This window comes from Achromobacter sp. JUb104 (assembly GCF_024806975.1).
Classification (GTDB): Bacteria; Pseudomonadota; Gammaproteobacteria; order Burkholderiales; family Burkholderiaceae_B; genus Achromobacter; species Achromobacter spanius.
In genome coordinates, this window is the sequence record NZ_JANUEY010000001.1 from 581590 (window position 1) to 595099 (window position 13510).

The 13510-nt window shown below is 66.0% G+C and carries 15 protein-coding genes; 10 read left to right on the forward strand and 5 right to left on the reverse strand.

Annotation, left to right across the window (positions count from 1 at the left end):
* Positions 1–56: 56 nt before the first annotated feature.
* Genes bioD through M2361_RS02650 form a run of 3 tightly spaced genes read right to left on the reverse strand, consistent with a single transcriptional unit; the run spans position 57 to position 3414 of the window.
* Positions 57–1493 carry a dethiobiotin synthase gene (gene bioD, locus M2361_RS02640; protein ID WP_259246094.1) on the reverse strand — a complete coding sequence of 479 codons (1437 nt, stop codon included), beginning with the start codon at positions 1491–1493 and terminating at the stop codon, positions 57–59.
* Positions 1493–2230, reverse strand: a complete 738-nt coding sequence (locus M2361_RS02645) for an alpha/beta fold hydrolase (protein ID WP_259246095.1) — start codon at positions 2228–2230, stop codon at positions 1493–1495. Before M2361_RS02645 ends, bioD begins: the two co-directional genes overlap by 1 nt.
* Positions 2227–3414 carry an aminotransferase class I/II-fold pyridoxal phosphate-dependent enzyme gene (locus tag M2361_RS02650; RefSeq protein ID WP_259246096.1) on the reverse strand — a complete coding sequence of 396 codons (1188 nt, stop codon included), beginning with the start codon at positions 3412–3414 and terminating at the stop codon, positions 2227–2229. The genes M2361_RS02645 and M2361_RS02650 overlap by 4 nt, the downstream gene beginning before the upstream one ends.
* A 149-nt stretch (positions 3415–3563) precedes the next feature.
* Between M2361_RS02650 and M2361_RS02655 the strand changes: the two genes are divergently transcribed.
* The 10 genes from M2361_RS02655 to M2361_RS02700 all read left to right on the forward strand — a co-directional run bounded on the left by M2361_RS02655 (position 3564) and on the right by M2361_RS02700 (position 11876).
* On the forward strand, positions 3564–4832 hold the full coding sequence (locus M2361_RS02655; RefSeq protein ID WP_259246097.1) for an adenosylmethionine--8-amino-7-oxononanoate transaminase: 1269 nt from the start codon (positions 3564–3566) through the stop codon (positions 4830–4832).
* A gap of 100 nt (positions 4833–4932) precedes the next feature.
* On the forward strand, positions 4933–5937 hold the full coding sequence (locus M2361_RS02660; protein WP_259249222.1) for a hypothetical protein: 1005 nt from the start codon (positions 4933–4935) through the stop codon (positions 5935–5937).
* On the forward strand, positions 5934–6107 hold the full coding sequence (gene ccoS, locus M2361_RS02665) for a cbb3-type cytochrome oxidase assembly protein CcoS (RefSeq protein ID WP_259246098.1): 174 nt from the start codon (positions 5934–5936) through the stop codon (positions 6105–6107). The genes M2361_RS02660 and ccoS overlap by 4 nt, the downstream gene beginning before the upstream one ends.
* A gap of 137 nt (positions 6108–6244) precedes the next feature.
* The gene (gene ccoN / locus M2361_RS02670; protein ID WP_259246099.1) at positions 6245–7750 is read left to right on the forward strand and encodes a cytochrome-c oxidase, cbb3-type subunit I; all 1506 of its coding nucleotides are present in this window, start codon (positions 6245–6247) and stop codon (positions 7748–7750) included.
* A gap of 12 nt (positions 7751–7762) precedes the next feature.
* Positions 7763–8545 carry a cytochrome-c oxidase, cbb3-type subunit II gene (gene ccoO, locus M2361_RS02675; protein ID WP_259246100.1) on the forward strand — a complete coding sequence of 261 codons (783 nt, stop codon included), beginning with the start codon at positions 7763–7765 and terminating at the stop codon, positions 8543–8545.
* Positions 8546–8547: 2 nt separating this feature from the next.
* Positions 8548–8724: a CcoQ/FixQ family Cbb3-type cytochrome c oxidase assembly chaperone gene (locus M2361_RS02680; RefSeq protein ID WP_100856484.1), complete on the forward strand. Its 177-nt coding sequence runs from the start codon at positions 8548–8550 to the stop codon at positions 8722–8724.
* A complete protein-coding gene (ccoP, locus tag M2361_RS02685) occupies positions 8721–9800 on the forward strand; it encodes a cytochrome-c oxidase, cbb3-type subunit III (RefSeq protein ID WP_259246101.1) in 1080 nt (359 codons plus the stop codon). The genes M2361_RS02680 and ccoP overlap by 4 nt, the downstream gene beginning before the upstream one ends.
* A 78-nt stretch (positions 9801–9878) precedes the next feature.
* On the forward strand, positions 9879–11369 hold the full coding sequence (gene ccoG / locus M2361_RS02690; RefSeq protein WP_259246102.1) for a cytochrome c oxidase accessory protein CcoG: 1491 nt from the start codon (positions 9879–9881) through the stop codon (positions 11367–11369).
* 18 nt (positions 11370–11387) lie between these two features.
* Positions 11388–11624, forward strand: a complete 237-nt coding sequence (locus M2361_RS02695; RefSeq protein ID WP_259246103.1) for a FixH family protein — start codon at positions 11388–11390, stop codon at positions 11622–11624.
* Positions 11625–11639: 15 nt separating this feature from the next.
* On the forward strand, positions 11640–11876 hold the full coding sequence (locus tag M2361_RS02700) for a hypothetical protein (RefSeq protein ID WP_100856481.1): 237 nt from the start codon (positions 11640–11642) through the stop codon (positions 11874–11876).
* A gap of 176 nt (positions 11877–12052) precedes the next feature.
* On the opposite strand, the gene M2361_RS02705 is transcribed toward M2361_RS02700, so the two are convergent.
* Both M2361_RS02705 and M2361_RS02710 read right to left on the reverse strand, forming a co-directional pair.
* Positions 12053–12403, reverse strand: a complete 351-nt coding sequence (locus tag M2361_RS02705) for a zinc ribbon domain-containing protein YjdM (RefSeq protein ID WP_259246104.1) — start codon at positions 12401–12403, stop codon at positions 12053–12055.
* A gap of 111 nt (positions 12404–12514) precedes the next feature.
* The gene (locus tag M2361_RS02710; RefSeq protein ID WP_259246106.1) at positions 12515–13450 is read right to left on the reverse strand and encodes a LysR family transcriptional regulator; all 936 of its coding nucleotides are present in this window, start codon (positions 13448–13450) and stop codon (positions 12515–12517) included.
* Between the last annotated feature and the right edge of the window lie 60 nt (positions 13451–13510).

A 13510-nucleotide genomic window follows, 5' to 3' on the forward strand; every position in this document is an offset into this window, starting at 1 on the left:
CATCGCCATAGAGTAGGCGCCTTTGCATGGGTTTCCAAGATCGTACTTCCCGACCCCTAATCCGCTACCGTCGGCGCCGCGCCCAGCGCCGCCAAACATTCCTCTAGCGCCGGAATACCCTGCGCCAGCCTCGCGACCGTTGCCGCGTCGACGTGCGACAGCGGCGGGATTTCTGCCAGTACCCGGACGTCGCCGAAGCGTTCGATGGCTTCCTTGTTGCCGGGGGACAGCGGGCCGCTCATCACCACGCCCAGAATCGGGATGCCGCGGCGCTTCAGGGCTTCCAGGCTGAGCAGCGTGTGGTTGATGGTGCCCAGGCCGCTGCGCGCCGCCAGCACTACGGGCATGTCCAGGCGGGCGATCAGGTCGATCATCATGTGCGTGTCGTCGATGGGCACGTACAGGCCGCCCGCGCCTTCCACGATCAAGGGCGCGGTGGTGGCGGGGGGCACGATGCTGGTGGCGTCGACGACCGTGTCTTCCAGCGTGGCGGCGGCCCAGGGCGACAGCGGCGCTTGCAGCACGTAGGCGGGCAGGTGCAGGCGTTCGGGCGGCAGTTGCGCCAGTTCGGCCACGGTGTCGGTGTCGCCCCGTTCTTCGGATACGCCGGTCTGCACCGGTTTCCAGTAGTCGGCGTTCCAGGCGCGCGCGAGGATGGCGGACACCAGCGTCTTGCCGATGCCGGTGTCAGTGCCGGTCACGAAAACCCCGGCGGGGCGTTGCGTTGATTGTTTCCACATACCGTAGGCCAGGTGATACGTCACCGTGGCTCCTTGTTCGTCAAACGCCGCCAGCACTTGGCGCAGCGCCGCCGCGGATAGCGGCGGGCGTCCGGGCGCGGGCGTGGTGGCGCCGATGCCTTTCAAGCCTTTCAGAAAAGTCAGGCCATCAGGATGATTTTGTATCAGCCGTTCGCCGCGCACGCTACCGGCCAGATTGCTCATGGCCGGGCGGATGAGCGGGCACGGCGGGTAGGGCGGCGTGGCGGCGACAAAGCCCGCCGCCTGATGCGCGCGCTGCCATTCGGTGAAGGTGCCATCGGCCAGCGTCGCCACGGCAAGATGGCCGCCGGGCGCCAGCAGCGCGGCCAGCCGGCCCAGGCCGGCGTTCAGGTCGGTGAACCACTGCACGGCCAGGCTGGAGCAGATCAGGTCGTACTCTCCATCCAGCGCCTGGGGGTGCTCGCCGTCCATCAATTGGAAGCGCGACGTGCCGGGTAGCGCCGGGCCGCGCTGGGCGGCGGCGAGCATGGCGGGCGAGATGTCGGTGATGGTCCAGTCCGCCTCGCCTAGCCGGCGCGCCAAAGCCTGGGTCAGCAAGCCGGTGCCGCAGCCGATTTCCAGGATGCGAGGACGCGTAGACAAGCCCAGGCACGCGATGTCGCTGGCCAGCCGTTCGGCGGTAATGCGCTGGATGGGCGCGTGATCTTCATAGCGGTGGGCAGCGGCGCCAAAGCGGGCGGCGACCCGGGTGTTACGTGGCGTGGCTTGCATCAGGCGGCACGCGACAGGCGGTCAATGAAACCGGCGATGTGGCGCGCGCACCAGGGCGCGGCCGACACCGGCAACAAATGGCCGCCGTGTTCCAAATCGTGCCGTTCGTCGCCCAAGCGGCCGCCAAACGCGGCTTGCGTCATGGCGGCGGGCACGATGGGGTCGTCCAGTCCGGCCAAAATCAGCAAGGGCACGGGTAGCGCCGCCAAGGCGTGGCGCTGGTCTTCGTCGCGCAAGGCTTCCAGGTCGCGGGCCAGGGGTTGCAGGTTTGGTGCACCGAAGGCGGAAGCGTCTCCGCAACGCTCGCGAAAGTCTTGCAGCACAGCGGTGGGGTCGGCGGACAGCCGCTTCATCATGCGGTCCAGCATGCGGCGCGGCACCCCGGCGTCAAAGTCCGGCGCGGCGCCAAAGCGCGGGAATCCGTTGATCGACACCAGGCCCACACAGTTGGGCGGCAGATCCCGCAACAAGCGCAGCACGCCCAGCGAATGGCCGATCGCGACGAGGGGGCCGGTGGCGGGGTCCATGACCCGTCCGATGGCTGGATCTGCAACATGGCCGACGACTGGGTCTATCACTCGGCCGATGGCTGTTGCCGGCGCTTGCGCGGCGCCGAAATAACCGGCGTCGGCAACGGCGTGTGGCCAGTCGCCAAGCTCGGCGCGCAGCGGCGTCCAGACAGACGCGTCGAACGCCCAGCCGTGTACGAAGAGCAGGGTGGGGCGTGTGCGGATCATGCGAGCACTGCCTTGATGCCATCGATCAGTTGCGCGACGTCGGCGTCGCGGTGCGCGGCGCTAAGCGTCAGGCGCAGTCGGCTGGTGCCGGCCGGCACGGTGGGCGGGCGGATGGCCACGGCCAGCAGGCCCCGGCGTTCCAGGGCGGCCGCCATGTCCAGCGCGCGCGCTTCGTCGCCCACGATGGCGGGCACGATCTGCGTGGAGGAATCGCCGGTGTCCAAGCCCATGCCTTGCAGCGCGGCGCGCAGCCCGTCACCGGCGGCGGCCAGCCGGGCGCGCTCGGCGTCCAGCGTGGGCACCAGGTCCAGCGCGGCGTCCATGGCGCCCAGCACGGCGGGCGGCAGCGCCGTTGTGTAGATGAAGCCAGAGCAGGTGTTGACCAGGTAGTCGCACAGCGCGCGCGACCCGGCCACATACGCGCCGAATCCGCCCAGCGCCTTGCTGAACGTGCCCATCGCCAGGTCGATACGCCCCGGCGCCAAGCCCGCCAATCCCATGCCGCCCGGCCCCAGTACGCCGGTGGCATGCGCTTCGTCCAGGTAGACAAAGGCTTGATAGCGGTCGGCCAAGTCGGCCAGCCGGACGACGTCGGTTCGGTCGCCGTCCATGCTGAATACGCTTTCCGTGACGATGAAGCGGGCCACGGGCTTGCCCGCGCCGGCCTGCACGCGAGCGGCGAGCAGGCTTTCCAGATGATCCAGGTCGTTATGTCGGAACCGGATCTGCCTGACCCCGGCCGCCTGGCAACCCTGGTGCAGGCTAGCGTGATTGAGCTTGTCGGCGTACAGCTCGATCTCGCCCCGGCTTGCGGCGGCGCGCAGCAGGGCTGGCAGCACGGCGGCATTGGCCTGCCAACCCGAGGCTAGCAGCAGCGCGGCCTCGGTGCCTTTCAGGCGAGCCAGCTTGGCCTCCACCTGTTCATGCAAGTCCAGGTTGCCGCATACCAGCCGCGAGGCCTGGGCACCCGCGCCGTGGCGGGCCGCCCATTCCCGGGCGCGTTCGATCAGCAGCGGGTGCTTGGACAGGCCCAGGTAATCATTGCTGGAAAAGTTCAGCACGGGCGCGCCATTGAGCACGATGCGCCCGGGCGGCGCGGCCGTGGCGGTGCGCAGGCGGCGGCGTACGCGGCGGGTGTCGGCGGCGGCCAACTCGGAAGAAAACAGAGAATCCAGCTTTGACATCAATCGTTCCGGCAGCGGCCGGGCAAGGGAAGCGCCCGCGCCAAGCCGTAGAATGCGGGCCATTGTAGTGGAGGCGCGCAGGGCGTTTTCCGGCGTTCGGGACGCCAGGAATGCCCCTGCGAACGCGCCTGTTTTTTCGGAGCTTAACCATGCACACGCCCGACTGGGTGGCCCAGGGCCAACCTCATATCTGGCTTCCCTATGCCCAAATGAAAACGGTGACGCCGCCGCTGCCCGTGGTGCGCAGCCACGGCAGCCGGCTGGAACTGGCGGACGGGCGCAGCCTGATCGATGGCGTGGCGTCCTGGTGGACGGCCTGTCACGGTTACAACCACCCGCACATCGCCCAGGCCGTGCGCGCGCAACTGGACGCCATGCCGCATGTGATGTTCGGCGGCCTGACCCACGAGCCCGCGCTGACGCTGGCGCGCCGCCTGGCCGGCTTGCTGGGGCCGGGGCTGGACCGCGTCTTCTACACCGACTCCGGGTCGGTGGCGGTAGAAGTCGCCATGAAGATGGCGGTGCAGTTCTGGCTGAACCAGGGCGAGCGCGGCCGCAGCCGCTTTGTGGCGTTTCGGGGCGGCTATCACGGCGATACGTTCGGCACCATGGCCGTGTGCGATCCCGACGACGGCATGCACAGCCTGTACCGGGGCATGCTGGCCGAGCACGACATCGTGGACCTGCCGCGCGACGACGCCTCCTACGCGGCGCTGGACCAGTTCCTGCAAGCGCGCGCGCCGCAACTGGCGGGCATTCTTGTCGAGCCGCTGGTGCAGGGCGCGGGTGGCATGCTGCTGCATGACCCCGAAGTGCTGCGCCGCTTGCGCCGCCTGGCGGACCGCCACGGTCTGCTGCTGATCTTCGACGAAATCTTCACCGGCTTCGGACGCACCGGCACGATGTTCGCCTTCGAGCAGGCCGGCATCAAGCCCGACATCATCACCTTGTCCAAGGCGCTGACGGGCGGCACGTTGCCGCTGGCCGCCACGGTGGCCAGCAACCGGGTGTTCGACGCCTTCTGGTCCGACAACCCGGCGCATGCGCTGATGCACGGCCCCACGTTCATGGGCAATGCGCTGGCCTGCGCGGCCGCCAATGCCTCGCTGGATCTGTTCGAGTCCGAACCCCGGCTGGCGCACGCCCAAGCGCTGTCCCAGGCCTTGGCGACCGGCTTGGAACCTTGCCGCGAATTGCCCTGGGTGCGCGACGTGCGCGTGCTGGGCGCCATCGGCGTGGTGGAGTTGGACGGCATCACCGACCGCGAAGCCTTGAAACGCCGGCTGGTCGAGGCGGGCGTGTGGGTGCGCCCCTTTGGCAACGTCGTTTACCTGACCCCGGCGCTGACGATCGATGGCGACGACCTGGCCGTGTTGACTCGCGCGGTGGTGGACGTGCTGCGCCAGCAGCGCCCTTGATGCGATCTGTGGGCAAGCCAGGCAAGCCAGACCAGCCGCAACGAAAAGCGGCTTGATCCAGATCAAGGTGCTGGGCGAGGGCGCTCGTTACCATCGGCGCATGCGAGCAAAATCGATCTTCGCCGTCCCGTCCTGCCTGTCGGATACCGACCGCCAGCAGCGCCGCCATGCCTTGGTGCGCCTGTCGCTGGCCTGGTTGGCGATGATGCAGGTGATGATGTTTGCCTGGCCCGGCTATCTGCGCCACGAGAGCATGCCCGCCGACGCCCTGGAAACGCTGGACTGGGCCATCGTGCTGATGAACTGGGCCAGCTTCGCGCTGACCATTCCCGTGGTGCTGTATTCCGCCTGGCCCATCTGGCGCCATGCCGGCGACAACCTGCGCCACGGCCGCGCCGGCATGGACGTGCCGGTGGCGCTGGGCATCGTCGCCGCGTTCATTCCCAGCGTGCACGCCACCTGGACGGGACGCGGTGAAGTCTATTTTGATTCCGTCACGATGTTCGTGGCGTTCCTGCTGACCGCGCGCTACCTGGAACTGTGCGCCCGCCAATCGTTTGGCGGCGCGGCGGGCGGGGTGCGCCATCAGCGCGTCGAGGCGCAGCGGCTGGACCTGGGCGCGCGCGCCGATCGCCTGGCGTCGCGTTTCGTGCTGGCGCAGGTGGCGTTGGCGCTGGCCGCCGCCATCGGCTGGGCCTATATCGACCCCGCCCACAGCCTGCCCGTGATGGTGGCGCTGCTGGTCATGAGCTGCCCTTGCGCGATGTCGATGGCGGTGCCCACGGCGATGGCGTCCGCGCACTCGGCGCTGGCGGCGCATCCCACCATGCCCGACGCCGCGCTGGATGCGCTGCTGGAACAGGCGCGCCACAAGGCGCGGCAGAACCTGTACGGGTCGCTCGTCTGGCATCTGCTGATGACGCCGTTGGCGTTGATGGGCTGGGTGCAGCCTTGGCTGGCCGCCATCACGATGCTGGTGTCGTCGTTGGCGGTTGCCTATAACTCGTGGCGCCTCTGCCGCCGCGACTGGTCCGGCAGCGCGGCGCCCGTGGGCGCGTTGGACGTGGCAACGATGGAAGCCGCCAAGATGGAAGCAGCGCAATGACCATCCTGTACTTGCTGCTGCCTTTGTCCCTGCTATTCGTGCTGGCCATTGGCGTAGCGTTCTGGTGGGCCGTGTTCAACGGCCAGTACGACGATACCGACAGCGCCGGCACGGCGATCCTGCGCGACGACGACAGCGGCCGCGCCAGTGGCGACGGCTTCAATTCATAACAAACCCTTGCTGATGCGTTGCGGCGTTGCCGCGTTCCCTTGCTGCCCCACGCGCGCTTGATCCATATCAACGCCGACTTCTAGACCCGGTCCCATCATTCAAGCCTGGAGCTATTTGTTACTTTGGGGGAAGGGTGATGAACGATTGCGCCGCAATCGCAAGCAAGGCCGACACCTTCAACTACAAGATCGTGAGGCAGTTCGCGCTCATGACGGTGGTTTGGGCGATTGTCGGCATGGCTGTGGGCGTTTTTATCGCCGCGCAGCTGATTTGGCCTCAGTTGAATTTCGACACCGCATGGCTCAGCTACGGCCGCCTGCGCCCGCTGCACACCAACGCGGTGATCTTCGCCTTTGGCGGCAGCGCGCTGTTCACGACGTCGTACTACGTGGTCCAGCGCACCTGTCAGGCGCGGCTGTTTTGCGACAAGCTTGCCGCCTTCACGTTCTGGGGTTGGCAGATCGTCATCGTGGCCGCCGCCATCACCTTGCCGATGGGGTTCACCAGCAGCAAGGAATACGCTGAACTCGAATGGCCCATCGACATCCTGATCACGCTGGTCTGGGTGGCCTACGCCATCGTCTTCTTCGGCACCATCATCAAGCGCCGGTCCAAGCACATCTACGTGGCCAACTGGTTCTTCGGCTCGTACATCCTCACCATCGCCATCCTGCACATCTTCAACAACATTGAAATGCCGGTGTCGATGTGGAAGTCGTACTCAGCTTACGCCGGCGTGCAGGACGCCATGGTGCAGTGGTGGTATGGCCACAACGCCGTGGGCTTCTTCCTGACCACCAGCTTCCTGGGCATGATGTATTACTTCGTGCCCAAGCAGGCCGGCCGCCCGATCTATTCGTACCGCCTGTCCATCGTCCACTTCTGGGCGCTGGCGTTCACATACATGTGGGCGGGTCCGCACCACTTGCTGTACACGTCGCTGCCTGACTGGACGCAATCGCTGGGCATGACGTTTTCGTTGATTCTGCTGGCGCCGTCCTGGGGCGGGATGATCAACGGCATCATGACGCTGCAAGGCGCCTGGTACAAGCTGCGCACCGACCCGATCCTGAAGTTCATGGTCACCGCGCTGTCGTTCTACGGCATGTCCACGTTCGAAGGGTCGATGATGTCGATCCGCACCGTCAATGCGCTGTCGCACTACACGGACTGGACCATCGGCCACGTGCACTCCGGCGCACTGGGTTGGGTCGCGATGATTTCCTTCGGCTCGCTTTACTACCTGATCCCGCGCCTGTATGGCCGCGAAAAGATGTACAGCGTAAAGGCCATCGAACTGCACTTCTGGATCGCCACCATCGGCGTGGTGCTGTACATCGCCGCCATGTGGATTGCCGGCGTGCAGCAGGGCCTGATGTGGCGTGACACCGCCAGCGACGGCACCCTGGTCTACAGCTTCGTCGAAGAACTGAAGACGCGCGTGCCGTACTACCTGATCCGTTTGCTGGGTGGCACCTTGTTCCTGTCGGGGGTGTTCGTGATGGCCTGGAACGTGTGGATGACGGTGCGCGGTGCGCTGCCGGTCAACCCCGCCATTCCCGAAGACGATCCCCATGCCGCTCGCCCGTCGGTCTCTGCGCCCGACGTGCCCGCCGCACCCGCCGTGCCGGCCACTGCTTGACGAGAGGACATCATGGCCAACAATAAAACCGGCTTCTTTTCTCACCAGACGCTTGAGAAGAACATCGGCTGGATGATCATCGCCAGCATCCTTGTGGTGTCCTTCGCGGGCCTGGTTCAGATCATTCCGCTGTTCTTCCAGCACAGCACCACCCAGCCCGTGGCGGGCGTCGACCCCTACAGCCCGCTGCGGCTGATGGGGCGCGACGTGTACATCCGTGAAGGCTGCGTAGGCTGCCACTCGCAGCAGGTGCGCGTGCTGGCCGCCGAAGTGCAACGCTACGGCTCGTATTCGACGGCGGCGGAATCGGTCTTCGACCACCCGTTCCTGTGGGGCTCCAAGCGCACCGGGCCCGACCTGGCGCGCGTGGGCGAACGCTATTCCGACGACTGGCATCGCATCCACCTGCGCGACCCGCGCAAGGTGGTGCCTGAATCGAACATGCCCGCGTATCCCTGGTTGCAAAAGACGGTGATCACCGGTCAGAACGTGTCCGACCGCATGCGTGCCTTGCGCACGCTGGGCGTGCCGTACACCGACGAACAGATCGCCGCCGCGCCGAAGGAAATCGAAGGCAAGACGGAAGAGGATGCGCTGGTCGACTACCTGCAAAGCCTGGGCGTGGGCGTGCGCCGCGCCAAGCTGGCCGCCGAAGCCAAGAAGGCGGAAGAGGCCAAGAAGGCAGAAGACGCCAGGAAGGCCGCTGAATCGGCCGCGCCGACCGCGCAGTCCGCCGCGCAGTCCGCCGTGCAGCCCGCCGCGCAGGCGGTTACGCAACCGGCCACGGGAGGCTGATCATGGTGGCTTACCTGAGCGCAATCGTTACCGCCATTTCCATGGCGACCTTTTTCGGCATCGTCTGGTGGGCCTGCTCGCGCGGCCGCCAGGGCGCCAACCGCGAATCGGCCATGTTGCCGTTCGCCCTGCCCGATGAATTCGGCCAGGCACAACAAGATGGAGCGAATCGATCATGAGCGATTTCGTCAATGGCTTCTGGGGGATTTTCATTTCGGTGGTCGCCGTGGGCGGCGTGCTCTGGTGCGTGTGGCTGCTGTACACGCAGCGCCGCTGGCTGGGCGCCAAGCCCGCCGCCGGGCAGGTGGAAGACACCGGCCACGTCTGGGATGGTGACCTGACCGAACTGAACAACCCCGTTCCCACGTGGTGGACGTGGATGTACCTGCTGGCCTGCCTGTTCGCGCTGGGCTATCTGTTCTTCATGCCGGGCCTGGGGTCGTACAAGGGCCAGTTGGGCTATAGCAGCACGGAAGAAGTGGCGCGGCACCAGGCCCAGATGGCAAACGCCGTGCGCCCCATCTACGCGCGTTTTGAAACCATGACCGTGCCGCAGATTTCACAGGACGCGGGCGCCCGTGAAATCGGCCAGCGCCTGTTCCTGAACAACTGCGCGCAATGCCATGGCTCGGACGCCAAGGGTGGCCCCAGCTTTCCCAACCTGACCGATGGCGACTGGCTGCACGGCGGTTCGCCCGAAGTCATCATGAAGACCATCAAGGAAGGCCGCCACGGCGTCATGCCGCCCTGGAAGGCCGCCATTGATGCGAAGGCGGCGGGCGATATCGCGCAGTACGTGCGTTCCTTGTCGGGCCTGACGGCGGACCCGATCCGCGTGTTTCGCGGCAAGCGCGAGTTCGGCAACTTCTGTGTGGCTTGCCACGGCGTGGACGGCAAGGGCAACCCATTGGTGGGCGCGCCCAACCTGACCGACGACGTGTGGCTGTATGGGTCGTCGGAAGCGTCGATCGTGAAGACCATCCTGGACGGCCGCGACAACCGCATGCCCGCGCACGAACACATCCTGAACCCTGAACAGATCAAGGTGTTGACGGCCTGGGTGTGGGGCCTGTCGAACAAGCCGGAAGGTGCGGGAGACGTGCAGGCGGTTGATACCAAGGCGGTTGATACCGCGGCGGTCGGCACCGCGGCGGTTGGCACCGCGGCGGTTGATACCAAGGCGGTTGATACCGCGGCGGTCGATACCGCGGCGGTCGGTACCGTCGCGGTCGGCACCACGCCCTTGGCCAAGTAATCCGGCCAGTGGCGCTTAGGTGGGGCGGGCCACGCACGGCCGGCCCCACATCATCGGATTTACCGTACGGAGCAGCATATGGATGATGGGTCAACCGCAAGCGTGGGCACGCCGCCTGGCGGCGACCCGCCGCCCTGGCGCCCGCACACGCGGCCGCCACGCCCAGGGGCTGAAACCCTGGAGCAGACGCTGGCGGGCGTGCGCAGCAAGATCTATCCGCGATCCGTCAGCGGCATCTTCGCCCGCTGGCGCATCGCTTTCGTATTCATCACCCAGCTCATCTTCTACGGCTTGCCCTGGCTGCAATGGAACGGCCGGCAAGCGGTGCTGTTCGACCTGGGCGCGCGCAAGTTCTATCTGTTCGGGCTGGTGTTGTGGCCGCAAGACGTCGTGTACCTGGCCGTGCTGCTGGTGATCTCGGCGCTGGCGCTGTTCCTGTTCACCGCCGTGGCGGGCCGGCTGTTCTGCGGCTACGCCTGTCCGCAAACGGTCTACACCGAAATCTTCATGTGGATCGAGCGCAAGGTCGAAGGCGACCGCATTGCGCGCATTCGCCTGGACGAGTCGCCGTGGAGCCTGCGCAAGGCGCGCCTGAAAATCACCAAGCACTTCCTGTGGATCGCGCTGGCCTGGTGGACGGGGTCCACCTTCATCGGCTATTTCGCGCCCATCCGCGAACTGGGCCATGAACTGTTCACGCTGCAACTGGGTCCGTGGCAATGGTTCTGGATGCTGTTCTACGGCTTCGCCACCTGGGGCAACGCCGGCTTCATGCGTGAATCCGTGTGCAAGTACATGTGCCCCTATGCGCGCTTCCAGAGCGTCATGGTGGACCCCGACACCTTCGTCGTGACCTATGACAAGCGCCGGGGCGACCCGCGTGGCGGGCGCTCGCGCAAGGTCGACCACAAGGCGGCCGGCCTGGGCGATTGCGTGGATTGCAGCCTGTGCGTGCAGGTCTGCCCCACCGGCATCGACATCCGCGACGGCCTGCAATACATGTGCATCGGCTGCGGCGCCTGTATCGACGCCTGCGAGCAGGTCATGGACAAGATGCAGTACGAACCCGGCCTGATCCGGTACACGTCGGACCGCGCCATGCAAGACGGCCTGAGCGCCCAGAGCGCGCGCTCGCACCTGCTGCGCCCGCGCGTGCTGATCTACGGCACGCTGATCCTGATCCTGGCCGTGGCGTTTGTGGCGTCGTTGGCGATGCGCAACCCCTTGCGGGTGGACGTCATTCGCGACCGAGGCGCGCTGGGGCGCGAAGTGGCGGGTGGCCAGATTGAAAACGTCTACCGCTTGCAGATCATCAATACGTCGGACACGCCAATGCGGCTGCGCCTGTCGGCCGATGGCATGCCGGGCCTGCAAGTGATGGCCGGCCGTCAGGGCTCGGACACGGTTGACGTGGAAGCGGCGGCCAACAAGCTGGTGCCCATGGTGATCCGGGCGCCCGCGGGCGTTGAACCCGGCGCCCATCCCATCACGCTGCGCGCGCGCGGCCACGACGGCGAAAACCGGTCCATCCATACCGACGAGCCCGCCAGTTTCTACGTACCCGATTAAGCCCGCCAAGGACTGCTCATGACACTTGCCCAACACGCCCCGACCCCGAAGCCCTGGTACCAGGAACCCTGGCCCTGGATTCTGATGGCCGGCCCGTTCGCGGCCATGATCGGATGCTTTGTCACGATCTACTTCGCCTACAGCAACTTCATCCACGAGCCTATCCAGGACGGCGTGGTCAAGCGCGGCCTGGTCATCGAACAGGTCGCACCCCAGGCGAGCGAGGGCGCGGGCGCCGCGCAAGCCAAGCCTTAAGCAGGGAGAGCACAGATGGGCCTGCGTTCATTGATGTGGATTCTGTGGCCGTCGTTCCTGGCGGCCGGGATAGGCAGCGCGCTGATATTCGCGCTGATCGACCCCCTGGATGTGGCGATCTTCGGGCACGTGCCCACGGGGCGCGTAGGCTTTTACACCGTGTCGTTCTTCGTGCTGTGGGTGATGGCGGGCATGTCCAGCACGCTCACGGCGTATCTGATGCCGAAGGCGGCGGAAGACGAAGACCTTTGAACTTTCAGCATTGCTATGGCAGCTGTGATGCGGCGGCTGTGACAGGGCGGCTCTGAGAGGGCGGCTCTGAGAGGGCGGCTCTGAGAGGGCGGCTTTGACCCCGCCGCCTTGATCCGGCCGCCTTGATCCGGCCGCCCACCCCCGCGGCGCGGTGCCGCCCGGGTGGGCGCCTGGCGTCAGATCTTCTTCACGAATTCCGACTTCAGGCTCATCTGGCCAAAGCCGTCGATCTTGCAATCGATGTCGTGGTCGCTGTCGACCAGGCGGATGCCCTTGACCTTCGTGCCCATCTTCACCACGCCGCTTGAGCCCTTGAGCTTCAGGTCCTTGATGACGGTGATGGTGTCGCCGTCTTGAAGCACGTTGCCGGCTGAATCGCGGTAGACGCGGGCTTCATCGGCGGCAGCGACGGCAGCGGCGGTGTCCTGGGCCGACCACTCATGCGCGCATTCCGGGCAGATGTAGAGGCCGCCGTCTTCGTAGGTGTATTCGGATTGGCATGTGGGGCAGGCGGGCAAAGCACTCACGGGGAAACCTCGGATAAAACGCGCGCGTGGCGCAATCGGCGATTGTACGTCGCGGCGTTGGTGAATTTTTCTAAATCCCGCTAATTTTCCGCTAACGCGCAGGCATCATCGTTAATTGTCGTGCAGTAGGTCGATAAAGTGCTGCCCGGCCGCGCTCAAGGGGCGGTCGCGCGGCACGATGCTGCCGAAGGCGGTCAGCGTCTGCCGGATCTGGTAGGGCAGGATAGCCAACAGGCCATGCGCCGCGTACCGGCTGGCGACCGATTCCGGAATCACGCCCAGCATGTGCGACTTCATCGCCAGGTTGGTGGTCGTCAGGATGGACGCCGATTCGATCAGCCCGGGCGGGGTCGCCACGTTGTGCGACCGGAATTCCTGTTCGATCACGTCGCGCATCGGGCTGCCGTGCGGTTGCAGAATCCACGGATACGCCAGCATCGCCTCAAAGTCCAGGCGTTTCTGTACGGACTGCGGCATGGCCAGCGGATGGTCCACCGCCGCGATCACGGACAGCGCCTCGTCGCCGATCGGCCGGAACACGTAGTTGCGATCCGACAAGGTCAGCATGCGGCCGATCACCACATCCAGCTTGCCCTCGTTCAAGCGGGCGATCAGCAGGTCGCTGGTGCCGGTGACGATCTCCACGGCAAGCAGCGGATAAGTCTGCTTCAAGCGCAGCAGCGCATCGGTCAGATGCCCGGGCGAGGCCGCCATGATGCTGCCGATGAACAGCTTGCCGGCGCTGCCCAGCCGCAGTTCGTCTAGCTCGCGCGCCAGCGACGACATGGTGCCGCGCATGCCCCGGAAATACCCCATGACGCAGGCGCCGGCCGGCGTCTGCGCCAGCCCGCGTCCCACCCGTTCAAACAGCGGCTGCCCCAGCGCCAATTCCAGTTCGTGCAGCATTTTGCTGGCGGCCGATTGGGTCATGTTCAGTTGCGACGCCGCTGCCCGCAGCGTGCCGCGTTCGTCGATGGCCAGCAACAGCACGATCTGGCGCATGCGCAGCCGCGAGAGCAGGGCGGGAACATTCAAAGTGCGGTCCATGATTGATCGCCTGTAGTGAACGATTGGTGCAAAAGTTTCATTTTACGGAAACAGGCGATG

Bases quoted from the DNA above. Each gene is read 5' to 3' on its own strand.
- ccoP (WP_259246101.1), top strand. From the start codon at position 8,721: ATGAGCGATTTCGTCAATGGCTTCTGGGGGATTTTCATTTCGGTGGTC.
- M2361_RS02680 (WP_100856484.1), top strand. From the start codon at position 8,548: ATGGTGGCTTACCTGAGCGCAATCGTTACCGCCATTTCCATGGCGACC.
- M2361_RS02650 (WP_259246096.1), bottom strand. From the start codon at position 3,414: ATGTCAAAGCTGGATTCTCTGTTTTCTTCCGAGTTGGCCGCCGCCGAC.
- M2361_RS02660 (WP_259249222.1), top strand. From the start codon at position 4,933: ATGCGAGCAAAATCGATCTTCGCCGTCCCGTCCTGCCTGTCGGATACC.
- M2361_RS02695 (WP_259246103.1), top strand. From the start codon at position 11,388: ATGACACTTGCCCAACACGCCCCGACCCCGAAGCCCTGGTACCAGGAA.
- M2361_RS02645 (WP_259246095.1), bottom strand. From the start codon at position 2,230: ATGATCCGCACACGCCCCACCCTGCTCTTCGTACACGGCTGGGCGTTC.
- bioD (WP_259246094.1), bottom strand. From the start codon at position 1,493: ATGCAAGCCACGCCACGTAACACCCGGGTCGCCGCCCGCTTTGGCGCC.
- ccoS (WP_259246098.1), top strand. From the start codon at position 5,934: ATGACCATCCTGTACTTGCTGCTGCCTTTGTCCCTGCTATTCGTGCTG.
- M2361_RS02700 (WP_100856481.1), top strand. From the start codon at position 11,640: ATGGGCCTGCGTTCATTGATGTGGATTCTGTGGCCGTCGTTCCTGGCG.
- ccoO (WP_259246100.1), top strand. From the start codon at position 7,763: ATGGCCAACAATAAAACCGGCTTCTTTTCTCACCAGACGCTTGAGAAG.
- ccoN (WP_259246099.1), top strand. From the start codon at position 6,245: ATGAACGATTGCGCCGCAATCGCAAGCAAGGCCGACACCTTCAACTAC.
- M2361_RS02710 (WP_259246106.1), bottom strand. From the start codon at position 13,450: ATGGACCGCACTTTGAATGTTCCCGCCCTGCTCTCGCGGCTGCGCATG.
- M2361_RS02655 (WP_259246097.1), top strand. From the start codon at position 3,564: ATGCACACGCCCGACTGGGTGGCCCAGGGCCAACCTCATATCTGGCTT.
- ccoG (WP_259246102.1), top strand. From the start codon at position 9,879: ATGGATGATGGGTCAACCGCAAGCGTGGGCACGCCGCCTGGCGGCGAC.